General features: G+C 63.2%; 17 protein-coding genes and 1 pseudogene. 10 read left to right on the forward strand and 8 right to left on the reverse strand.

The features are described 5' to 3' along the window. Positions 1 to 18 precede the first annotated feature (18 nt). Positions 19 to 906, forward strand: a complete 888-nt coding sequence (locus KXR72_RS00395; protein WP_437419165.1) for a branched-chain amino acid ABC transporter permease — start codon at positions 19 to 21, stop codon at positions 904 to 906. Positions 907 to 908: 2 nt separating this feature from the next. Then, a pseudogene (locus KXR72_RS00400) lies at positions 909 to 1,935 on the forward strand (branched-chain amino acid ABC transporter permease). Between the two features lie 188 nt (positions 1,936 to 2,123). Here the strand turns inward: KXR72_RS00400 and KXR72_RS00405 are convergent. Next, positions 2,124 to 2,900, reverse strand: a complete 777-nt coding sequence (locus KXR72_RS00405) for an enoyl-CoA hydratase (RefSeq protein WP_437419166.1) — start codon at positions 2,898 to 2,900, stop codon at positions 2,124 to 2,126. A 166-nt stretch (positions 2,901 to 3,066) separates the two neighbouring features. Between KXR72_RS00405 and KXR72_RS00410 the strand changes: the two genes are divergently transcribed. From KXR72_RS00410 to KXR72_RS00435, 6 genes are all read left to right on the forward strand, one after another. Next, a complete protein-coding gene (locus KXR72_RS00410) occupies positions 3,067 to 3,957 on the forward strand; it encodes a LysR family transcriptional regulator (RefSeq protein ID WP_437419167.1) in 891 nt (296 codons plus the stop codon). Further along, the gene (locus tag KXR72_RS00415) at positions 3,954 to 4,991 is read left to right on the forward strand and encodes an AraC family transcriptional regulator (protein ID WP_437419168.1); all 1,038 of its coding nucleotides are present in this window, start codon (positions 3,954 to 3,956) and stop codon (positions 4,989 to 4,991) included. Before KXR72_RS00410 ends, KXR72_RS00415 begins: the two co-directional genes overlap by 4 nt. A gap of 478 nt (positions 4,992 to 5,469) precedes the next feature. Continuing rightward, the gene (locus KXR72_RS00420) at positions 5,470 to 6,237 is read left to right on the forward strand and encodes an SDR family NAD(P)-dependent oxidoreductase (RefSeq protein ID WP_437419169.1); all 768 of its coding nucleotides are present in this window, start codon (positions 5,470 to 5,472) and stop codon (positions 6,235 to 6,237) included. A gap of 14 nt (positions 6,238 to 6,251) precedes the next feature. Beyond that, on the forward strand, positions 6,252 to 7,439 hold the full coding sequence (locus KXR72_RS00425; protein ID WP_437419170.1) for an acetyl-CoA C-acyltransferase: 1,188 nt from the start codon (positions 6,252 to 6,254) through the stop codon (positions 7,437 to 7,439). Positions 7,440 to 7,448: 9 nt separating this feature from the next. Next, positions 7,449 to 8,582: an acyl-CoA dehydrogenase gene (locus tag KXR72_RS00430; protein WP_437419171.1), complete on the forward strand. Its 1,134-nt coding sequence runs from the start codon at positions 7,449 to 7,451 to the stop codon at positions 8,580 to 8,582. A 75-nt stretch (positions 8,583 to 8,657) separates the two neighbouring features. Beyond that, positions 8,658 to 9,632 (forward strand): D-2-hydroxyacid dehydrogenase family protein, encoded by a 975-nt coding sequence (locus tag KXR72_RS00435; RefSeq protein ID WP_437419172.1) that lies wholly within the window; start codon positions 8,658 to 8,660, stop codon positions 9,630 to 9,632. A gap of 523 nt (positions 9,633 to 10,155) precedes the next feature. Here KXR72_RS00435 and KXR72_RS00440 read toward each other — a convergent pair. The 6 genes from KXR72_RS00440 to KXR72_RS00465 form a co-directional block, all read right to left on the reverse strand. Further along, positions 10,156 to 11,232: a CaiB/BaiF CoA transferase family protein gene (locus tag KXR72_RS00440; protein ID WP_437419173.1), complete on the reverse strand. Its 1,077-nt coding sequence runs from the start codon at positions 11,230 to 11,232 to the stop codon at positions 10,156 to 10,158. Between the two features lie 441 nt (positions 11,233 to 11,673). Further along, positions 11,674 to 13,326, reverse strand: a complete 1,653-nt coding sequence (locus KXR72_RS00445; protein WP_437419174.1) for a long-chain fatty acid--CoA ligase — start codon at positions 13,324 to 13,326, stop codon at positions 11,674 to 11,676. Positions 13,327 to 13,530: 204 nt separating this feature from the next. Next, positions 13,531 to 14,682, reverse strand: coding sequence for an acyl-CoA dehydrogenase family protein (locus tag KXR72_RS00450; RefSeq protein WP_437419175.1), 1,152 nt, complete (start codon positions 14,680 to 14,682; stop codon positions 13,531 to 13,533). A gap of 11 nt (positions 14,683 to 14,693) precedes the next feature. Next, positions 14,694 to 15,749 carry an enoyl-CoA hydratase/isomerase family protein gene (locus tag KXR72_RS00455; RefSeq protein ID WP_437419176.1) on the reverse strand — a complete coding sequence of 352 codons (1,056 nt, stop codon included), beginning with the start codon at positions 15,747 to 15,749 and terminating at the stop codon, positions 14,694 to 14,696. Next, a complete protein-coding gene (mmsB, locus tag KXR72_RS00460) occupies positions 15,746 to 16,642 on the reverse strand; it encodes a 3-hydroxyisobutyrate dehydrogenase (protein ID WP_437419177.1) in 897 nt (298 codons plus the stop codon). The genes KXR72_RS00455 and mmsB overlap by 4 nt, the downstream gene beginning before the upstream one ends. A 66-nt stretch (positions 16,643 to 16,708) precedes the next feature. Then, positions 16,709 to 18,220 (reverse strand): CoA-acylating methylmalonate-semialdehyde dehydrogenase, encoded by a 1,512-nt coding sequence (locus KXR72_RS00465; protein ID WP_437419178.1) that lies wholly within the window; start codon positions 18,218 to 18,220, stop codon positions 16,709 to 16,711. Positions 18,221 to 18,459: 239 nt separating this feature from the next. Here KXR72_RS00465 and KXR72_RS00470 point away from each other — a divergent pair, with 239 nt between their 5' ends. Then, the gene (locus KXR72_RS00470) at positions 18,460 to 20,241 is read left to right on the forward strand and encodes a sensor histidine kinase (protein WP_437419179.1); all 1,782 of its coding nucleotides are present in this window, start codon (positions 18,460 to 18,462) and stop codon (positions 20,239 to 20,241) included. Further along, positions 20,238 to 20,597 carry a response regulator gene (locus tag KXR72_RS00475; RefSeq protein ID WP_437419180.1) on the forward strand — a complete coding sequence of 120 codons (360 nt, stop codon included), beginning with the start codon at positions 20,238 to 20,240 and terminating at the stop codon, positions 20,595 to 20,597. The genes KXR72_RS00470 and KXR72_RS00475 overlap by 4 nt, the downstream gene beginning before the upstream one ends. 10 nt (positions 20,598 to 20,607) lie before the next feature. On the opposite strand, the gene KXR72_RS00480 is transcribed toward KXR72_RS00475, so the two are convergent. Next, positions 20,608 to 22,194, reverse strand: coding sequence for an ABC-F family ATPase (locus KXR72_RS00480; RefSeq protein ID WP_437419181.1), 1,587 nt, complete (start codon positions 22,192 to 22,194; stop codon positions 20,608 to 20,610). Positions 22,195 to 22,488: the final 294 nt, after the last annotated feature.

Consider the following 22,488-nt stretch of genomic DNA (forward strand, 5'->3'; position numbering starts at 1 on the left):
TTCTCTGGTGGGTACCCCATGACTCTCGTATTCGGCGTTCCGCTGAGCGTTCTGTTCGGGCAATTGCTGCTCGGCCTGATCAACGGCTCGTTCTACGCGCTGTTAAGCCTTGGTCTGGCGATCATCTTTGGCCTGTTGCGCATCATCAACTTCGCCCACGGCGCGCAATACATGCTGGGTGCGTTCGCCGCCTTCCTCGGGCTGAACTACCTGGGCATCAACTACTGGATGGCCTTGCTGTTGTCCCCGGTGCTTATCGGGCTGTTGGGCATGGGCATCGAGCGCGGCTTGCTGCGCCGTATCGCGGGAGAAGACCACTTGTACGGTCTACTGCTGACGTTCGGCCTGGCGCTGATCGTCGAGGGCAGTTTCGTCAAACTGTTCGGCGTGTCCGGCTCGCCGTATCCGATGCCGGACCTGCTCAAGGGCGGGCACAACCTGGGCTTCATGTTTCTGCCGACCTATCGCGGCTGGGTGATCGTCGCCGCGCTGACGGTGTGCCTCGTGACCTGGTACATGATCGAGCGCACCCGGCTGGGTTCCTACCTACGTGCCGGTACGGAAAATCCGAAGCTGATGCAGGCGTTCGGAATCAACGTACCGGTGCTGGTCACCCTGACCTACGGCTATGGCGTTGCGCTCGCCGCGTTCGCCGGCGTGCTGGCTGCACCGATCTACGCCGTGACGCCGGGCATGGGCTCGAACCTGCTGATCGTGGTTTTCGCTGTGGTGGTGATCGGCGGGATGGGCTCGATCATGGGCGCGATTGTGACGGGCCTCGCCATGGGGCTGATCGAGGGCCTGACCAAGGTGTTCTATCCCGAGGCGGCCAACACGGTGATTTTCGTGATCATGGTGCTGGTACTGCTGCTTCGCCCGGCCGGGCTGTTTGGAAAGGAGGCATGACCATGTCGACCCCACAGAGCGTTCAGGGCTCGGTCTTGCCTGAATCTTCCCCCCAGGTGCGGGCCAATGCCGAGCGTGAGCGCCGCCGCGCCGCGCGACGGCGCCAGCATCTGTTCTACCTGGCACTGCTGGGTGTGGCGCTGGTGGCACCGTTTATGGTCTACCCCCTTTTTCCTGATGAAGCTGCTGTGCTTCGCGCTGTTCGCCTGCGCCTTCAATTTGCTGCTGGGCTATGCCGGGCTGCTGTCGTTTGGGCATGCAGCGTTCTTTGCCTGCGGCGGCTACATCACCGGTTACATGCTGAGTACCTACAGCGGGCTGAGTACAGAGTTGGGCATCATCGCCGGGACGCTGGCCTCGACGGTGCTGGGAGTGATCTTCGGCGTACTGGCTATCCGTCGCCACGGCATCTACTTCGCGATGATTACCTTGGCGCTGGCACAAATGGTGTTCTTCGTCTTCGTCCAGGCGCCGTTCACCGGCGGTGAAAACGGTATGCAGGGCGTGCCGCGAGGGCATCTGTTCGGGCTGTTCGATATGCAGAACAACATGGCGCTGTATTACTTCGTGCTCGCCGTCTTCGTGTTGGGTTTCGTGATCATCCAACGAACAATCCATTCGCCCTACGGACAAGTGCTCAAGGCGATCCGCGAGAACGAGCCGAGAGCGATTTCGCTGGGCTACAACGTCGATGCACACAAGCTACTGGCCTTCGTGATCTCCGCTGCGCTGACAGGCCTGGCCGGTTCGACAAAGACGGTGGTGTTCCAGCTGGCGTCGCTCACCGATGCGCATTGGCACATGTCGGGCGAAGTCATTCTGATGACCTTGCTAGGGGGCGTCGGCACCATTCTGGGGCCGGTGGTGGGGGCAACGGTGGTGGTCACGCTGCAGAGCTCACTGTCCAACGGGCCGCTAGGGGAGTGGGTGCATGTGATTCTCGGCGTGATCTTCGTGCTTTGCGTGTTGCTGTTCCGCTCGGGGATCGTGGGTTGGATCGAACGACTCATCAAACGCAATTTCAAGTAGGGGACGGTGGGAGGGTATCCAGACTCTCCCGCTAAGCAGCAGGAGAGTGGTCCCTAGGCAAAGCTATCGGGCTGAGGAGCGCGGGAGCTTCAATATCGTGGGCCGGCGGACTGATTGTGGGAGCCCCGACCCGGGCCGAATCTGTCTGGCGGCGAGTTAGCCCTGCGGTCACGCAGGGCCCTCGTTGCTCAGGCGTTTTTCCAGTTCGGGCTGCGCTTTTCCAGAAAGGCGTTAACGCCTTCTTTTTGATCCTGGGTGTCGAAGAGCTCCGCAAAGAGTTCGCGCTCAGCCGCCCACCCGGTGGAATGGTCATCATGGCGCGCGTTCATCACCAGGCGCTTGCAACGACTAACAGACGACGGGCTTTGTTTGCTTGCACCTTCGGCGAGCTTCAATGCCGCTGCAAGAGACTCGCCGCGCGGGACAACTTCCTCGACCAGCCCGATCTTTTCCGCGCGTTGCGCGTCAATGCGTTCGCCGCAAAGAATCATGCGCTTGGCCCAACCTTCGCCCACGAGCCACGGCAGGTTCTGCGTGCCGCCGGCGCAAGGCAGCAGGCCGACGCTGGCTTCGGGCAGTGCCATCTGCGCCTGTTCCTCGGCGATGCGGATATCGCAGGCCAACGCGCATTCCAGCCCACCGCCCATGGCATAGCCATTGATGGCGGCGATGGACACACCGCGAAAGCGCGTCAGCGCATCGAAGGCACGACCGAATAGGGCGGCAACTTCACTCGCGGCCGCCTTGTCGCCGTCGGCGAACTGCTTGAGATCAGCGCCGGCGGAGAAGAACTTCTCGCCTTGGCCGGTGATGACCAGTGCATAGACTTCAGGGTTTTCGTTGAGCTCCCCGATCATCCGTTCCAGGTCGGCGAGCGATTCGCGATCCCAGGTATTGGCGGGCGGATTGGCGATGGTCAGCAGGGCAGTATGGCCACGCATGTCGAGCTGGATCTTCTGGCTCATGTCGGTTCCTTCTTCTTCGAATGATTGGTGGAATGGCGTGAGGTGATGCAGTGATTGACGAGCCTAGCAGCGAAAAAATAGTAAACCCATGCCGCGAAATGCAGAGGTATTCTGTTTTTTTGCACAGCGAGCCAAGCTGCCCGCTTGATGAACGATGGAGTCGGTAGTGGATTGGGACAACCTGCGTTATTTCCTCGAACTGTCCCGCGCGGGCAAGTTGACCATTGCAGCGCGGCGCCTGGGTGTCGATCACACCACCGTCGCGCGGCGGGTGCAGGCTCTGGAGAAATCGCTGGATCGGCAATTGTTCATCCGCGCCAAGGCGGGCTATCGCCTGGCCGAGGCCGGGCGTGAGCTGCTCGCTCAGGCCGAAGCCATGGAGAGCGCCATCGCCAGCATCGAGCAGCCCAGCCTGACGGGAGACAAGCTATCCGGCCAGGTTCGCATCGGCGCCACGGAAGGCTACGGCACGCTCATGCTCGCCGGCCAACTGGCCAGCCTGACGCAGGATTATCCGCACCTGGGCGTGGACCTGCTCGCCGTGCCGCGCTCGGTGCGCCTGGCGCGGCACGAGGCTGACATCGTCATCACGCTGGAACGTCCTGAGCGCGGCCCCTACGTCATCACCAAACTCACCGATTATGTCCTGCGTCTCTACGCATCGGAGGCCTACCTGGCGGCGCACCCGCCTATTCGCAGCCGCGAGGATCTGAGCGGTCACGTATTCGTCAGCTATATCGAGGACCTGCTCTACAGCAAGGAGCTGTACTTCCTGGACGAGATCGTTCGCCCGCGTCAGCATTCGCTGCGCAGCACCAGCATCATGGCCCAGCAGGAGGCGGTTGCGGCCGGTGCGGGGCTGGCGATTCTGCCGGCGTTCTCGGCGCGCCAGGAGCCGCGACTCAGGGAAGTGCTGGTCGAGGAGATCGAGTTCACCCGTACCTTCTGGATGCTGATGCCGGTCGAAAACAAGGATTTGGCGCGCATGCGGGTGTGTTGGGACTTCCTGCGCGACGTAGCCGCCAAGAGCCACGACGTGATGATGGGACGCGCATGAGCCGAGACAGCAAGGGAAGCATATCGGTCCGGCTGGTCGAGGAGGCGCTACGCGCGTTCGTCTCCACGGGCCTGCCTGCGGAGCTGATCATTCAGCAACTGGGGCTGGAGCCGATCGCGCTGGACGACCCGGACATACGCATCGACGTAGCCGACTACAGCCGCCTCTGGCGTCGGCTCGCACGGCACTTCGATGATGAATTCTTCGGCATGGACGCGCGGCGCCTGCGCGTCGGCAGCTTTGCCTTCGCCTGCCGCGCCGCCATGGCGCAACCCAGCCTGGAACGCGCGCTGGATGTAGTGCTGGGCTTCTTCGGACTCTCGCTCGAAGGCTTTCGCGGCCGGCTCGTGCGTAGTGAGAGTTTGGCGGAGGTCACCCTTCAAGAAACCGGCGAGCCGCTGAGGGCCTTTGGTTATTTCACGTTCTGGATGCTGGTGCATGGGCTGGCCTGCTGGCTGGTCGGGCGCCGTATTCCGTTGCTGGCCGTCGAGCTGCGCTGCCAAGAGCCCACCTACGTCGATGACTACCGGGTAATGTTCTCGCGCAATTTGCGCTTCGGCCGGCCGCGCACGCGGATCATCTTCGCGGCCGAGGTGCTCGACCTGCCGGTCCGCCGCAGCGAGCAGGAGCTGCACGGCTTTCTCGCCCAGGCGCCGGCAAACATTCTGGTCAAGTATCGCGACCCCACCAGCCTGGCCAGCCGTATCAAGGCGCAGCTGCGTGAACTGCCGGCGGAGCAGTGGCCAACCAGCGAACGGCTCTCGAAAAGCCTCTGTGTGTCCGCCTCGACCCTGCGCCGCCGGCTGGCCGATGCCGGGCAGCCTTACCAGGCGATTAAAGATCAGATCCGCCAGGAAATGGCCACTTTGTGGCTGTCGGACGCCTCCATCACCTTCGCCGAAATCGCCGAGCGGTTGGGCTTCGCCGACGTCAGCTCGTTCTACAAAGCCTTTCGCAAATGGACCGGGACCAACCCTGGGCAGTATCGCGGGCTGATTCTTCGCGGCGACGAAGCGCATCAGTTGCCAAGCTAACGTGCAGCATTCATCGAGCAAGCCCGTCGTTTAGCCAAGAGTCGCTTCCGCTTTTGCAGGAGCCGGCTCTGCCTGCGACCGGTGTCCAATAACCGACACCCTGTGGAGGCCGAGCCTTGTGGTCGCGGGCAGAGCCCACTCCTACAGCGGTCATGCATAACCGCACATGCTTTTGTAGGAGCAGGCTCTGCCTGCGACCGGTGCCCGATAACCGACACTCTGTGGAGGCCGAATCCACGGGTCGCGGGCAGAGCCCACTCCTACAGCGGTCAGGCATGAAACGCAGCGCTTTTGTAGGAGCAGGCTCTGCCTGCGACCGGTGTCCATGACCGAGACCAAGTGGGGGCTACGTTGGCCAAAACAGTCACTGCTATTGCGTGCAACGACCATTGCCGGTGGCTATCGCTCTAATGAAGATGAACTCAATCGAACGGGCGCCGGTTGTGCAGCGTCCCGAACATCTTCGTGAGGTCGTGCAGTGAACATTCAAGACAAGATTTTCCTGATCACCGGCGGCGCATCCGGTCTGGGCGCGGCCGCTGCCGAAACCTTGGTCGTCGCGGGTGCGAAGGTGGTGCTCGCCGATATCAATGCCGAGCTGCTGAGCGAACGCTGCGAGGCGCTGGGTGCTAACGCTCACGCCGTGGTCACCAACGTATGCGACGAAGCGGCGGCACAAGCGGCAGTCAACGCAGCGGTCGAGCATTTCGGCGGCCTGCACGGGCTGGTCAACTGCGCCGGCGTCGCCAGCGGCGAAAAGATCCTCGGCCGCCAGGGCCCGCACGGGCTGGCGAGCTTCAGCAAAGTCATCAACCTCAACCTGATTGGCAGCTTCAACATGCTGCGCCTGGCGGCCGAAGCCATCGCGCGTGGCGAGCCGGATGCCCAGGGCAATCGCGGCGTGATCATCAATACGGCTTCTATCGCCGCTTACGACGGGCAGATCGGCCAGGCGGCCTATGCAGCGTCCAAGGGCGGCGTCGTGGCCATGACGCTACCGGCGGCACGTGAACTGGCACGTCACGGCATCCGCGTCATGACCATCGCGCCCGGTGTGTTCGAGACGCCGATGATGGCTGGCATGCCTCAGGAAGTGAGCGACTCGCTCGCATCGGGTGTGCCGTTCCCGCCACGTCTGGGCCGCGCCAGTGAGTACGCGGCGCTGGTCCGCCATATCGCCGAGAACGACATGCTCAACGGCGAAGTGATCCGCCTCGACGGCGCGCTGCGCATGGCCGCCAAATAATCGGGAGACAGATGATGAACAACGATCCAATCGTGATTCTAGGCTCGGCCCGCACCCCCATGGGCGGTTTCCAGGGTGATCTGAAGAGCCTCAGCGCGCCGGAGCTGGGTGCCGCAGCGATTCGCGCGGCGGTGGAGCGCAGCGGTGTTGCCGCTGAGCAGGTGCAGGAAGTGCTGATGGGTTGCGTACTGCCGGCCGGTCTCGGCCAGGCGCCGGCCCGTCAGGCGGCACTCGGCGCGGGGCTGGGCAAGGCGACCGCGTCCACCACGCTGAACAAGATGTGCGGCTCGGGCATGCAGGCGGCCATCCTTGCCCACGATGCGCTGCGCGCCGGCAGTGTCGATTTGGTCGTCGCCGGCGGCATGGAGAGCATGTCCAACGCCCCCTACTTGCTGGAAAAGGCGCGCGGCGGCTATCGCATGGGCCACGGCAAGGTGCTCGACCATATGTTCCTCGACGGCCTTGAAGACGCCTATGACAAGGGCCGCCTGATGGGCACCTTTGCTGAGGATTGCGCACAGAATCATGGCTTCACCCGCGAGGAACAGGACGCTTATGCGTTGACCTCGCTGCAGCGTGCGCGTGATGCCATTTCCAGTGGCCGCTTCGCCAGCGAAATCGTCCCGCTGGAGGTCACCCAGGGCCGCGAACAGCGCACCGTACGCGACGACGAGCAGCCGCCTAAGGCGATGCCGGAGAAGATTCCGTCGCTGAAGCCCGCATTCCGTGAAGGCGGCACCGTAACGGCGGCCAACTCCAGTTCGATTTCCGACGGTGCTGCAGCACTGCTGTTGACGCGGCGGTCCCACGCCGAGCAACTCGGGGTGAAACCCCAGGCCGTGATTCATGGCCATGCGGTGTTCGCCGACGCGCCTAACCTGTTTCCTACCGCGCCCATTGGCGCCATCCACAAGCTGCTCGAGCGCACTGGCTGGCGCCTCGACGAAGTCGATCTGTTCGAGATCAACGAGGCGTTTGCGGTGGTGAGCATGGTCACCATGCGCGAGCTGGGGCTCGACCACGCCAAGGTCAACGTCAATGGCGGCGCCTGCGCCTTGGGCCATCCAATCGGTGCGTCCGGCGCCCGGATTCTGGTCACCTTGATCGCTGCGCTGCGTGACCGCGGTCTGCGCAAGGGCATCGCGGCCATCTGCATCGGTGGTGGCGAAGCGACTGCCATGGCCGTCGAACTGCTCGACTGAGGACTCGTCATGCTGCTCAACGAAGATCAAACCAGCATTCGCGACATGGCCCGGCAGTTCGCTCAGGAACGCCTCAAACCCTTCGCTGCCGATTGGGACCGTGAACATCGTTATCCGGCCGAGGCGATCAGCGAGATGGCCGAACTCGGTTTTTTCGGGATGCTCTGTCCCGAACAGTGGGGCGGCAGCGACACCGGCTATATCGCCTATGCGCTGGCGCTGGAAGAGATCGCGGCCGGGGACGGCGCCTGCTCGACCATCATGAGCGTGCACAACTCGGTCGGCTGCGTGCCGATCCTGCGCTTTGGCAATGAGGAGCAGAAACAGCGCTACCTGACGCCGCTGGCCAGCGGTGCGCAAATCGGCGCCTTCGCCCTGACCGAACCCCATGCCGGCTCCGACGCCAGCAGCCTGCGCACCCGTGCGCGGCGTGACGGTGACAGCTATGTGCTCAACGGCGCCAAGCAGTTCATCACCTCGGGCCAGCGCGCCGGTACGGTAATCGTCTTCGCTGTGACCGACCCGGACGCCGGCAAGCGCGGTATCAGCGCCTTTATCGTGCCGACCGACACGCCCGGTTATCAGGTGGTGCGCGTCGAGGACAAGCTCGGACAGCACGCCTCGGATACCTGCCAACTGGCGTTCGAGGACATGCGCGTGCATGAATCCCAGCGCCTGGGCGAGGAGGGCGAGGGCTACCGCATCGCCCTGGCCAATCTGGAGGGCGGCCGTATCGGCATTGCCGCTCAAGCGGTCGGCATGGCCCGCGCAGCGTTCGAAGCCGCCCGCGACTATGCTCGTGAGCGTGAGGCGTTCGGCAAGGCCCTCACCGAACATCAGGCTGTCGCTTTCCGCTTGGCCGACATGGCCACGCAGATCGCCGTCGCCCGGCAGATGGTGCTGCATGCCGCTGCCTTGCGTGAAGCCGGCCAGCCGGCACTGGTCGAGGCCTCCATGGCCAAGCTGTTCGCCTCCGAGATGGCCGAGAAGGTCTGCTCGGCGGCGATCCAGACGCTGGGTGGCTACGGCTATCTGCAGGACTTCCCAGTGGAACGCATCTATCGCGATGTGCGGGTCTGCCAGATCTACGAAGGCACCAGCGACATCCAGCGGTTGGTGATCGCGCGTAATTTGGGCGAGTAGATCGGTCCTGCGCCCCACCGGCGCGCGCCTACAATTGCCCGATCACAAGTCAGGGCTGCGCGCCGGAGAGAGCAAATGCACATCGTCATCCCCAATGATTACCAGGACGTCGTCCGTTCGCTGGAATGCTTCAGGCAGCTCGACGGGCATCGGGTGACGATCTATCACGATGCGGCGGAAGACCCCGAGGTGCTCGCGGAACGGTTCGCTGACGCCGACGCGTTGGTCCTGACTCGCGAACGTACAGTCATCGACGAAGCGTTGTTGGCTCGCTTACCCAATCTCAAACTCATCAGCCAGACAGGCAAGGTCGCGGCTCACCTTGACCTTGATGCCTGCACACGCCACGGCGTGGCGGTGATGGAGGGGCGTGGCTCCCCCATCGCGCCGGCGGAGCTGGCCTGGGCGCTGATCATGATGGCGCGGCGGCAGCTGTACCCCGCCATGCAGGCGCTGTACGCCGGGCAGTGGCAGGTGAATCTAGGTGACCGGTTGTATGGTCAGACGCTGGGCATTTGGGGCTACGGCAAGATCGGCCAGCGCCTGGCCCGTTATGCACAGGCGTTCGAAATGCCAGTGTTGGTCTGGGGTAGCGAGGGGTCGCGACAAGCAGCGGAGCGTGACGGCCATCGCGCAGCAGCAAGCCGCGAAGCATTCTTTGCCGAGGTGGATGTGCTGAGCCTGAACCTGCGACTGGTCGAGGCGACCCGGCACATCGTCACTGCTGCGGATCTCGCACGGATGAAGCCCTCTGCGTTGCTGGTCAATATCAGCCGCGCAGACCTTATTGCGCCCGGCGCCTTGCTCGCCGCGCTGGACGCCGGACGGCCCGGCTACGCGGCGCTGGACGTGTTCGAAGACGAGCCCGTTACCGGCCCGGAACATCCCTTGCTGCGCCATCCCAGGGTGCTGTGCACGCCGCATCTCGGATATGTGGAGCGGCAGGGTTACGAACTTTACTTCGGCGACGCCTTCGCCAACGTGGCGGCGTTCTTTCGGGGAGAGGCGTGCGAAGTAGCCAACCCAGGCGTGCTCGATGCGCTTCAATAGCAGCGGCGTGTGGCGATCGGGGTGGCGTGCGGGTGCGCGGGTCGCAGGTAGAACCTGCTCCTACAGGCGGGCTGCGGTGTGCTTTTGTAGGAGCCGCCTCTGGCTGCGACCGGGGTGATGCACGGGTGCGCGGGGGTCGCAGGTAGAACCTGCTCCTACAGGGGCTTCGGTGGGCTTTTGTAGGAGCTGCCTCTGGCTGCGACCGGGGTGATGCACGGGTGCGCGGGGGTCGCAGGTAGAACCTGCTCCTACAGGGGCTTCGGTGGGCTTTTGTAGGAGCTGCCTCTGGCTGCGACTGGGGTGGCGTGCGGGTGCGCGGGTCGCTGGTAGAACCTGCTCCTACAGGCGGCTGCGGTGCTTTTGTAGTAGCAGCCTTAGGCTGCGACTGGGCGGCGTGCGCGCGCCAGGTCGCAGGTAGAACCTGCTCCTACAGGCGAGTGCGCGGTGCTTTATGTAGGAGCTGCCTCTGGCTGCGACCCGGGTGGCGGTTTCAGATCGCCGACGCCGGCGCCTTTGGGCAGCTTTAGTCCCAACCGTCGGCGTTGAACGACGGGCGAATATTGCCGGGGGTGCGGGAGAATCGCGGCGCGGGGGCGGCGTGGAGAGCGCCGTCGATTGCGTGGTATACGCCACGTTGCTGCATGTGCGGATGCGCAGCGGCTTCTTCCAAGGTGAGGACCGGGGCAAAGCAGGCATCGGTGCCTTCGAGCAGTTCGCACCACTGGGCCTGGGTTCGGCTGGCGAAGAGGGTGGCGAGCTGTTCGCTTTGTGCCTGCCAATGGTCAGGATTGGCGCAGCTTTCTAGCAGGCTCTCTGAGGCGCCGATTCGCTGCATCAGCTCGGCAAGAAACTGTGGCTCCAGTGGCCCGATGGCGATGTCGCGTCCGTCGGCACAGGTGTAGCAGCGGTAATGCGGCGCGGCGCCGGAGAGCAGGTTGCGGTCGCGCTCCAGCGAAATGGTACCGCTGGGCAGCAGCCCGGCGAAGAAGGTCATCATCGACGACACGCCGTCGACGATGGCGGCATCGACCACCTGGCCCAAACCTGAGCGCTCACGCTCCCACAGTGCGGCCATGATGCCGAACGCCAGATACAACGAGCCGCCGCCGAAATCGCCCACCAGGTTGAGCGGCGGAATCGCCGGGCCTTCACGACCTCCAATGGCGGCGAGGGCGCCGGTCAGCGCGATGTAGTTGATGTCGTGCCCGGCACTCTGGGCCAAGGGTCCGGTCTGGCCCCAGCCGGTCATCCGGCCGTAGACCAGCCGCGGATTGCGCGCATGGACCTGTTCCGGCCCGAGGCCGAGGCGTTCCATCACGCCGGGTCGCATGCCTTCGATCAGTACGTCGGCACCCTCCGCCAGGGCTAGGCAGCGCTCGCGTCCGGCAGCGGTGCGGATATTCAGCGTCATGCGCTTGCGACCACGATCCGCGACCGGATTGGGCCAACCATTGCCACCCTCGCGCTCGATGCGGATCACTTCGGCGCCGAGATCGGCCAGCAGCATTGCGCAATGCGGGCCGGGGCCGATGCTGGCGAATTCCAACACGCGCAGTCCGAGCAGCGGGCCCTGGCGGGGTGTAGCGGTGGCGGTCGGCATGGGGCGCTCCTTATTTGTGTTTATGTTGAGCGGTTAGGCTCATTTGGCTGCGATCCGACCGGGCTAGTCAGCGAGTCATGACTGGAAGATCACGCTGCGGTGCCGTGGCGGAAGCCAAACGTCGAACTATGCGCTGCCGATTGCCGTGCGCATGCTCGCTCCTCGCGCCGGTGGACCGAAGCGTAATAAGAAATCACCACCTAGCCATCCTAACGATCGGTCCCGGCGCCGCGCCGTGCTGAAGCCGCTGCGAGATACGGCATGAACGTTCACAGAAAGCGTCAGCGGTCGCAGCAGAACGCCTCGCCGTTCTGCACTTGCTCCCAGCCGCGTCGTGCTAGAGCCGCCGCACGATGCGGCAAGTGTTGCAGTGCCTTAAGGGAACCGGGTCAAAGCGCAAACAGCTTGGTGCTCAACGGGGGGCGCTCGGTCTGGCCCCAGTCACATGCCCGCCGCATCCGCCGCGCTTTCCTCCTGCTCGATCAGGTGGTCGCGGTAGCGGTCGCGCAGGGTCTTCTTGTCGATCTTGCCGGTGGCGGTTAGCGGAACGCTGTCGAAGATCACGGCATCGGGCATCCACCATTTGACGATCTGCGATTCCAGGAACGTGAGGACCGTTTCGGCGCAGACCTCGGCATCATCGTGCGCTTCGATGATGAGAATCGGGCGCTCTTCCCATTTGGCGTGGGCCACGCCAACCACCGCGGCGATGCGCACGCCTGGGCAGCCGACGGCGATGTTTTCGATGTCGATCGAGCTGATCCACTCACCGCCGGACTTGATCACGTCCTTGCTGCGGTCGGTGATACGCATGTAGCCGTTCGGGTCGAGGGTCGCGATATCCCCGGTGTCGAACCAACCATCCTTGTCCAGCGCGCTGGCGTCGCTGCGGAAGTAGCGCTCGACCGTCCACGGGCCGCGTACTAGAAGCGCGCCGGAACTGACGCCGTCGTGCGGCAGCTCATTGCCCGCTTCGTCGACGATCTTCAGCTCGATGCCAAATTGCAGGCGGCCCTGGCGCGTCCAGATGGCCTCGTTGGTAGCGGCTTCGCCCAGGGCAGCCAGCTTGGGCGTCGGGGTGGCGACGACGCCGAGCGGGCTGGTTTCGGTCATGCCCCAGAGCTGGCGGACGCTGACGCCGTATTTCGTCTCGAACTTCTCGGCCAGTGCCCTGGGCACGGCTGAGCCCGCGATCACCAGGCACTTGAGCTGGCCGGTATCCTCGCCGGTGCGCTCCAGATGGTTGAGGTACATCGTCCAGATCGTCGGCACGCCGCCGGAGAAGGTGACGCCTTCGTTTTGGATCAGCTCCTGCAGGCTGGCGCCATCCATCTTGTCGCACGCCAGGACGAACTTGCAGCCATTGATCGCGGCGGTAAACGGCACGCCCCAGGCGGCCGCGTGGTAGAGCGAGGAGCAGGGCATGATGCAATCGAATGCCGAAAAGCCGAAGGCGCCGGTGAGGCCCGCGGCCATGGCGTGCAACACGACGGAACGGTGGCTGTAGACCACACCCTTCGGATTGCCGGTGGTACCGGAGGTGTAACAGAGCATGGCGCCGGCGTGCTCGTCGAACTGCGGCCAGTCGGTGAGCGGATCTGCTCGCTCGATAAGGGTTTCGTAGCTCAATGCGCCCACTTCGCCCGGCTCGGTGCGTTCGGCATCCGACAGCATGATGTAAGTGCGGATGTGCTCCAGCCGGGGCCGAACCCGCTCGACGACAGCCAGGAAGCTGCGATCGAACAGCAGTACGCCGCTGCCGGCGTGGTTCAGGGTGTAGATGATCTGGTCGTCCGACAGCCGCGGATTGGCGGTGTGCAGCACGGCGCCGATGCCCGGTACGGCAAAGAAGAGTTCGAAGTGACGATGGGTATTCCAGGCCATGGACGAGACCAAGTCGCCGGATTTGACGCCCAGGCTGCGCAGCATCGAGGCGGCTTGGCCGGCACGTTTGGCCAGTCCCGCGTAGTCGTAGCGCCAAAGGGGTTCGTCCACCAGCCGCGACACGATTTCACGGTCGCCATGGGCGAGGGCGGCGTGGGTGAGGATGCCGCTGATCATCAGCGGGGTCTGCTGCATCGTACCTTTGAGCATCTTCGTATCCTTTTTATTGTTGTTGGATGGCGGCTCGCGCCGCCGCCATCGGCCGTTCGGAATACTGCTTCGAGGTGGTCCTTCTCTACTGTTTGGGTTAGCGCTTGATCGCCAGCAAGCTGGCTCCTACAAAGCAGGGATCGTGCATTCCGTAAGAGCCAGCTTGCTGGCGATCCTTTTCGGTAACGCCCACTTGGACTGCGATCAGAGTCCGTAATTATTCAACTCACGCGCAATCAACAGCCGCTGAATCTCGCTGGTGCCTTCGTAGATCTGCGTGATCCGCGCGTCACGGTAGTAGCGCTCGACCGGGTAATCCTCGAGATAGCCGTAGCCGCCATGGATCTGCATCGCTTTTGAGCAGACGTACTCGGCAACTTCGGACGCGAACAGCTTGGCCTGGGAAGCCTCGGACAGGCACGGCAGATTGGCGCTGCGCAGGCGCGCGGCATGCAGGATCAGCAGACGCGCCGCGTTGATACGGGTGTGCATGTCCGCAAGCATGTTGGCCACGCTCTGGTGCTCGATGATCGGCTTGTCGAACTGGATTCGCTCGCGGGCGTAACCCAGTGCCGCCTCGAACGCGGCGCGGGCGATGCCCAACGCCTGCGCGCCGATTCCGATACGCCCGCCTTCGAGATTCGACAGGGCGATAGCCAGTCCTTTGCCGCGCGGGCCGAGCAGGTTGGCCTCAGGAATGCGGCAATCACGCAGGGTGACGCCGCAAGTATCCGAGGCTTTGATGCCCATCTTCTTTTCCATCCGGTCGACGACGAAACCGGGGTTGTCGGTGGGCACCAGGAACGCTGAAAGTCCCTTTTTGCCCAGCTCCGGATCGGTGACGGCGAAGACGATCGCGATCTTGGCGCGCTTGCCGTTGCTGACGAATTGCTTGGCGCCGTTGATCACCCATTCCCCGTTTTCCAGCACGGCGCGGGTGCGCAGGTTGTGCGCCTCGGAGCCGGCCTGGGGTTCGGTCAGGGCGAAGCAGCCGATGGCACGGCCAGCCGCCAGATCCGGCAGCCACTCATCCTGCTGCTCCGGCGTGCCGTATTTGAGGATCGGACCGCAGCCGACCGAGCTGTGAATGCTCATCAGCGCGCCGATGGCGCCATCGCCTGCGGAAATTTCCTCGACGGCCAGGGCGTAGGCGACGTAGTCAATGTAGGTGCCGCCCCATTGCTCGGGCACGATCATGCCCAGCAGACCGAGCTCGCCCAGTTGGGTCACGGTGTCGTCACCGATCCAGGCTGCCTGCTCCCAGGCTTCCGCCTTGGGCGCGATTTCGGCGCGGGCGAAGTCGCGCGCCATTTCGCGGATCATCCGTTGTTCTTCGCTCAGTTCGATGTCTTGCATAGCAGTTCCTATCAGACGCCGTCGAAGAAAGCCGCCACGCGCGCGGGCGCCACTTCATCCAGCGTAGGCGGGTTCCAGCGGGGATTCTTGTCCTTGTCGACGATGAGCGCACGCACGCCCTCGATGATGTCGCCTTCGTCGAACCACTGGCGGTCCAGGTGCAGTTCCATGGCGAAGCATTCGGCCAGCGACGCGTTCCGACCACGGCGGAGCATTTCCAGGGTCACACTCATCGATAGCGGCGAGCGGCTGTCCATGGTTTTCAATGTCTCGGCAGCCCAGTCTCGGTACTCGGCGCGGGTTTCGCTGGCGAGGGATTGGCGAATGGCGGCGACGTTGTCATGTGAGAAGTGTTCGTCGATGGCGGGCGCGAGCGTCTTGAACGGCGCATCGGGCAGCTCAGGGCTGCCCATGGATACCAGCAGGTTGGTCAGTGCCTGCAGCGGCGGCATGGACCAGTCCTGCTCGTCGAGACGGCGCTCCAGTTCGGCGAACTGCTCATGCGGCAGGCAATAGTCGGCCAGGCCCGCAAATAGCGAATCGGCAGAGCCCACATGGTGGCCGGTCAGGCCCATGTAGAAGCCGAGGTGGTTAGGCAGACGCGACAGGAAATAGCTGCCGCCCACATCGGGAAAGTAGCCAATGCCGACCTCTGGCATCCCCATCCGGGTGCGCTCGGAAATAACCCGCAGCGACGCGCCCTGAACCAGCCCCATACCGCCACCCAGCACGAAGCCATTCATCAACGCCAGAAGTGGCTTGGTGTAGGCGTGGATGTACTGGTCAAGCGCGTATTCCTCTTCGAAGAAATCACGGTGCAGGTTGTCGCCGTTCTGGTAGCTGTCATACAGCGAACGGATGTCGCCGCCTGCACAGAAGGCTTTCTCGCCAGCGCCGCGCAACACCACGGCGACCACATCTTGGTCGTCTGCCCAATCCTTCAACTGGCGGTGCAGCACGCGCACCATGTCCAGGGTGACGGCATTCAGGCCGGCCGGGCGGTTGAGGGTGAGATAGCCGACGCGGTTACGGAATTCAATCAGTACCGGTGCTTCTGCCTGGGTCATGTCTCGTCCTCTTGGCGGTAGAGTTTGATGATCGCGGAGAAGTCCAGCCCGCCATGGCCCTGCATGCTGAAGGCTTGGTAGAGCTGCTGCGCGAGACCACCGAGGATAACTGGCTGGCGCACCTGTTTGGCTGCCTCGCTGGCAAGGCCGAGGTCCTTGAGCATCAGATCGGTGCCGAAGCCGCCACTGTAGCCCCGCGATGCAGGGCCATTTTCCAGCACGCCTGGGAAGGGATTGTTGATCTCCGAGGCCCAGCAACGGCCGCTCGACGAATTGATGATGCCGGCCAACACCTTGGCATCCATCCCCAGCGCGACGCCGAGGGACATGGCCTCTGCAACGCCAATCATCGAGATGCCAAGCAGCATGTTGTTGGCGACCTTGGCCACCTGACCGTTGCCGGTATCGCCGCAATGGACGATGTTTTTGCCCATGGCGGCGAGGATCGGTTGGGCTTTTTGAAAATCCGCCTCACTGCCGCCGACCATGAAGGTCAGGGTGCCGGCGGCAGCGCCGACCGTGCCACCGGACACCGGTGCGTCGAGCATCGGATTGCCGTTCTCTGCGGCCGCGGCCGCGACTTCCCGCGCGGACATCGGGTCGATGGTGGACGAATCGATCAGCAGCACGCCGGAGGGGACATTGGCGAGAAGCCCGTCCTCGCCGAGGTACACCTGCTTCACGTGCGCAGCAGCGGGCAGCATGGTGATGATGGCCTCGACGCCAGCGCTTGCGACTGCCGCAGGCGAGGTGGTCTGCTTGGCACCGGCTTCGACCAGACCCGACACCGCAGCCGCGGAGAGATCGAATACAGTGACCTGATGGCCGGCTTTGAGCAGGTTGCGCGCCATCGGCCCGCCCATGTTGCCGAGCCCTAGAAATCCAATATGCATGGCCGTTTCCTTCTTGTTCTGATTGACGGCTGAAACGGCGCCAAGCAAAAGCCAGCGCCGATCCAATTACTTGAGGTTGATCGTGGTGTTCACCGGGCCGCCGACTTCGCTTTCGTCGAACCAGCGCTGGGTCACCGTCTTGGTCTGAGTGTAGAACTGCACCACCTGCTTGCCATACGGGCCGAGGTCGCCGAGCTTTGAAGCGCGTGAGCCGGTAAAGGAGAACATGGGCACCGGTACCGGGATCGGTACGTTGATGCCGACCTGGCCAACGTCGATCTCTTCCTGGAAATGCCGGGCGGCGGCGCCGGAACGGGTGAAGAGGGCGGTGCCGTTGCCGTTGGGGTTGGCATTGATCAGTTCGATGGCTTCATCCAGCGTGTCGACCTGCATCACGCAGAGCACCGGCCCGAAGATTTCCTCGCGGTAAATGGTCATGTCCGGCTTGACCCCGGAGAAGATGGTCGGGCCGACGAAATTGCCCTTCTCGAAGCCCGCCACCTGTGGATTGCGCCCGTCGAGGACCAGCTCTGCACCTTCGGACACGCCGCGCTCGATCAGCGAGCTGATGCGATCAAGCGCCGCGCAGGACACCACGGGGCCGACGTCGGTCCCGCTTTCAGCGCCCGCGTTCACTTTCAGTGTTTTGGCTTTAGCGACCAGATCTGGCAGCCAGCTCTGAGCTTCGCCCACCAATATCAGCACTGACAGCGCCATGCAGCGCTGACCGGCCGCACCGAATGCAGCGCCAACGAGGTTGTTGAGCGTCTGCTCCTTGTGAGCGTCGGGCAGGATGATGCCGTGATTCTTGGCCCCCATCATGCACTGCACACGCTTACCGGCCTGGGAGGCGCGGTTGTAGACGTGGGTGCCGACCTTGGTCGAGCCGACGAAGGAGACGGCTTTTATGTCCGGGTGATCGCAGATCAGGTTTACCGCATCGGCGCCGCCATGGATGACGTTCAGTACGCCCGGTGGCACGCCCGCTTCCAGCGCCAGCTCGGCCAGACGCATGGTGACCATGGGGTCCTGCTCGGATGGCTTTAGTACGAAGGTGTTGCCGGTGGCGATGGCCATCGGGAACATCCACAGCGGGATCATCGCCGGGAAGTTGAACGGGGTGATGCCGGCGCAAACGCCCAGCGGCTGCAGCAGGGTATAGGTGTCGACGCCGGTGGCGACGTTATTGGCCAGCTCGCCAAGCTGCAGGTTGCCGATGCCGGCGGCGTGCTCCACCACTTCGAGACCGCGAAACACATCGCCTTCTGCGTCTGGCAGGGTCTTGCCCTGTTCGGCAGTGAGGATGGCGGCGAGCTCCTTCATGTTTTCGCGGATCAGCTGCTGGTACTTGAGGAAGATCCGCGAGCGCGCGCCGATAGGCGTCTTGCGCCACGTTTTGAAGGCTTCCTTGGCACTGGCGACGGCGGCGTTCATTTCCGTTTCGGTGGCGAAGGGTACGCGCGCCAGCACCTCTTGAGTGGCCGGGTTGACGATGTCGCGCCACTCTTGCGTCGAGGATTCGACCAGCTCACCGCCGATCAGGAGTTTGACTGTTGGGATGGCACTTGACTGGGTCATGGCGAGTCCTAGCGATTGTTGTTATTGGAAGGCAAGTCGATGATGGCTTGAGCCTAGAGTGGAAAATTACCCATATCAATGCGGCTGGATGCATACCGCTTCTGCAAAAATCCACAGAGATCTGTCTCCCGTCCGACGATTGACGACTCGTTTGAGCGCGCCACATCCCTCGGTTGGGTAGACTGGCCAGCGGCTTACGCCGCCGACACTGGCTGAACACACTCGCGAACAAGGTTCCGATGCAGATTGCAGACCTATCGGGTACACGTCCCGCTATCGACCCCCTCGCAGGTCCGTCGCCGTTCGACGACCCAACGCTCGACATCCTCCCCATGGCTGTTTGTACGCTCGACGCCGACGGCGCCGTGCAGCGCTACAACCGCCAGGCCGACCGGCTCTGTGGCGGCGGCCTGGCCAGCCAGGGCCGGCTGCGCATCCTGGACGCCAGCGGACACCTCGTCCCCTTCGCCGACACGCCGTTGGCCGACCCGATCTGCAGCGGACACAGCGCTGTGGACGTACCGCTGGTAATCGAACGAGCCGATGGCACCGCCGCGACCATGCGCGCCAACATCGACGCGGTGCGTAGCGATACGGGGCAGATAACGGGTGCGATTCTCTGTTTCCACGCGAGCGAACCGCCGGGCAGCGACGAGCAGCGTCAGGTTGAATGGCTGCGGGCGATCGTCGACAACACGCCTGAATGCGTGAAAATCGTCGACCGCGACGGCACCTTGCTGCAGATGAACCCGGCAGGCTTGCGCATGGTCGAGGCCTCGCTCGCAGGTGCGGTCGAGGGCGCCTGCGTCTTCGACCTGATCGTTCCGGAACACCGCGAGCGATGGATCGAGCTCCATCGCCGAGTGTGCGAAGGCGAGAAGCTCAGCTGGGAATTCGACCTCATCAGCCTTGAAGGCAACCGTCGGCACATGGAGACGCATGCCGTACCCATGTTCATGCCCAGCGAGGATGTCGGTGCAAAAGGGCGCTTCGTGCAGCTTGCGATCACGCATGACATTACCGAACGCAAACGGCTGGAAAACGCTCATCTGGAAGCCGAGTTGCGCCTTCGCAACCTGCTCGATGCGCTGCCCACGGCTGTCTACACCACGGACGCCAGGGGCGTGCTGACTTACTACAACCAGGCGTGCGTGGAGCTGGCTGGGCGAGTGCCACAGATCGGTGTGGACGAGTGGAGCGTGATCTGGCGGCTGTATCGCCCGGACGGCACGCTCATCGAGCCGGGCACCTGCCCGATGGCCGTAGCGCTGGCGCAGGACTGCTCCTTTCATGGAATCGAGGCGCTGGCCGAGCGTCCCGATGGCAGTCGCATCCCGTTCCTGGGCTATCCCGCCTCGCTTCGCAACCACGCCGGTGAGGTGGTCGGGGCCGTCAACATGATGGTCGACATCACCGAGCGCAAGGTTGCCGAGGACCACCGCCTATTGCTGCTCAACGAACTCAATCATCGGGTCAAGAACACGCTCGCGACCGTGCAATCAATCGCTTCGCAGAGCTTTCGGCGCGACGCCGGCAACGAGAGTTACCGCTGGTTCGAAGGGCGGCTGATCGCGCTGTCGAAGGCGCATGATGTGCTGTCGCGTGAAAATTGGGAGAGCGCGGACCTGCGCGACGTTGTCGCCCAGGCAACCGCACCGTTTCAGCTTGTGGGACGGCAACGCTTCGTTGTCCACGGCCCTGCGCTGCGCCTGCGTCCGAAGGCGGCGCTGGCGCTGGCCATGGCGCTGCATGAACTGTGTACCAATGCAGGCAAATACGGTGCGCTGTCGAGCGAGCGCGGCGTCGTGCACTTGGCATGGCAAGTCGCCGCAGCGCACCCCGTCGCGCTGCTCAAGCTGCGTTGGGAAGAGCAGGGCGGCCCGCCGGTCCGGCCGCCAGAGCGCAAAGGTTTCGGCTCGCGCCTGCTCGAGCGGGGCCTTGCAGGGGAATTGAACGCTCAAGTACGGCTGGCGTTTCTTGCGGATGGGCTCGTCTGCGACATGGAGGTCCCATTGCCATGACGGTAAGAGGCGCGCGGGTACTGGTCATCGAGGACGAGGCGCTGGTCGGCATGCTGATCGAGGACATGCTGCAAGACATCGGCTGCGGCTCGGTCCGTTTGGTTGCACAGTTCGATGAGGCCATGCAAGCCGCTGAGCAGGATGAGTTCGACCTGGCCTTGCTCGATGTGAATCTGGACGGGATCAACAGCTTCCCCATCGCCGAGCGGCTGATCGAGCGTGGCGTCCCGCTGATTTTCGCAACCGGTTATGGGAAGGTCGGGATGGATCCGCGTTATGCGGCGATCCCGACCCTGCAGAAGCCGTTTTTCTTCGATGACTTGCAGCGCCTGGTGACCCAGGCACTGCAAGGGTGAGCCGAAGCCGTCAGATCAGGCCCAGGCTGCGCAGGTAATCGTCATAGGTGCCGGAGAAGTCGGTGACGCCGTTTTCCGACAGCTCGATGATACGCGTGGCCAGTGAGCTGACGAACTCACGGTCATGGCTGACGAAGATCAGCGTGCCCGGATAGTTCTCCAGCGCCAGGTTCAGCGCCTCGATCGATTCCATGTCCAGGTGGTTGGTGGGTTCGTCCATGACCAGGACGTTGGGCTTCTGCAGGATCAGCTTGCCGAACAGCATGCGGCCCTGTTCGCCACCCGAAATCACCTTCACCGACTTGCCGATGTCATCGTTGGAAAACAGCATGCGGCCCAGCGTGCCACGCACCAGTTGCTCGCCGCCCTTGGTCCACTGCGCCATCCAGTCGAACAGGGTCATGTCTGCTTCGAAGTCTTCAGCATGGTCCTGGGCGAAATAGCCGACCTCGGCGCTTTCGGTCCATTTCACTTCACCGCTCATGGCTGGCATTTCGCCGACCAGGGTGCGCAGCAGGGTGGTTTTGCCGATGCCGTTGGGGCCGATGATGGCGACGCGCTCTCCGGCCTCGATTTGCAGGCCGAGGCGCTTGAACAGCTCGACACCGTCATAGCCCTGGCTGACATTTTCCAGCGTCACCGCTTGACGATGCAGCTTCTTGGTCTGTTCGAAACGAATGAACGGGCTGACGCGGCTGGACGGCTTGACTTCCTCCAGCTGGATCTTGTCGATCTGCTTCGCCCGGCTGGTGGCCTGCTTGGCCTTGGAGGCGTTGGCCGAGAAGCGGCTGACGAACGTCTGCAATTCGGCGATTTGCGCCTTTTTCTTGGCATTGTCTGACAGCAGGCGCTCACGGGCCTGGGTCGCGGCAGTCATGTACTCATCGTAGTTGCCCGGGAACAGGCGCAGCTCGCCGTAATCCAGGTCCGCCATATGGGTACAGACGCTATTCAGAAAGTGGCGGTCGTGGGAAATGATGATCATGGTGCTGTTGCGAGCAACCAGAACGCTTTCCAACCAGCGAATAGTGTTGATATCCAGGTGGTTAGTCGGCTCGTCGAGCAGCAGCACTTCAGGGTCGGAGAACAGCGCCTGGGCGAGCAACACGCGTAGCTTCCAGCCGGGTGCGACTTCGCTCATCGGGCCGAAATGCTGCTCCAGTGGAATGCCGAGGCCTAGCAACAACTCACCGGCGCGTGATTCGGCGGTATAGCCGTCCATCTCGGCGAACTCGGTCTCCAATTCCGCGACGGCCATGCCGTCTTCCTCGCTCATCTCGGGCAGGGAGTAGATGCGCTCGCGCTCGGCTTTCACCTTCCAAAGCGCCTCGTGGCCCATGATCACGGTATCGATGACGCTGAATTCTTCATAAGCGAACTGATCCTGGCGTAGCTTGCCCAGGCGTACGTTCGGCTCAAGCATGACCTGGCCCGTGGTCGGCTCCAGTTCGCCGCCGAGAATCTTCATGAAGGTCGACTTGCCACAGCCGTTGGCGCCGATTAGGCCGTAGCGATTGCCGTTGCCGAACTTGACGGAAACGTTTTCGAACAGCGGCTTGGGGCCAAACTGCATGGTGATATTAGCGGTTGAAATCAAGAGTGTTACTCGCGGGTATCAGAGGTAAGTGATGACGCGTGGGCTGTTCCGAGGGCCAGGCTATCGAAAGGGTGCTTCGGGCTGCCAGTCAGCGGACATAGCGAAACGGAACCCATGCCGGTTGTCTGGCATGTGTATCGGACGTCTGCTGCATAGAGCCGCGCATTGTACGGGCTGCGACGGGTAAACCCCAACGTCTTCCGTACAAGCGGTAGTGGCAACGAGCCATCCACCAGGGCAAAAAGTGATATTTGTCCAGCGCTATAGCTGCCTTTTTTTCTTAAAAAATGGTTG

Origin of the sequence: Stutzerimonas chloritidismutans (genome assembly GCF_051486945.1) — a bacterium.
GTDB classification, from domain to species: domain Bacteria; phylum Pseudomonadota; class Gammaproteobacteria; order Pseudomonadales; family Pseudomonadaceae; genus Stutzerimonas; species Stutzerimonas chloritidismutans_B.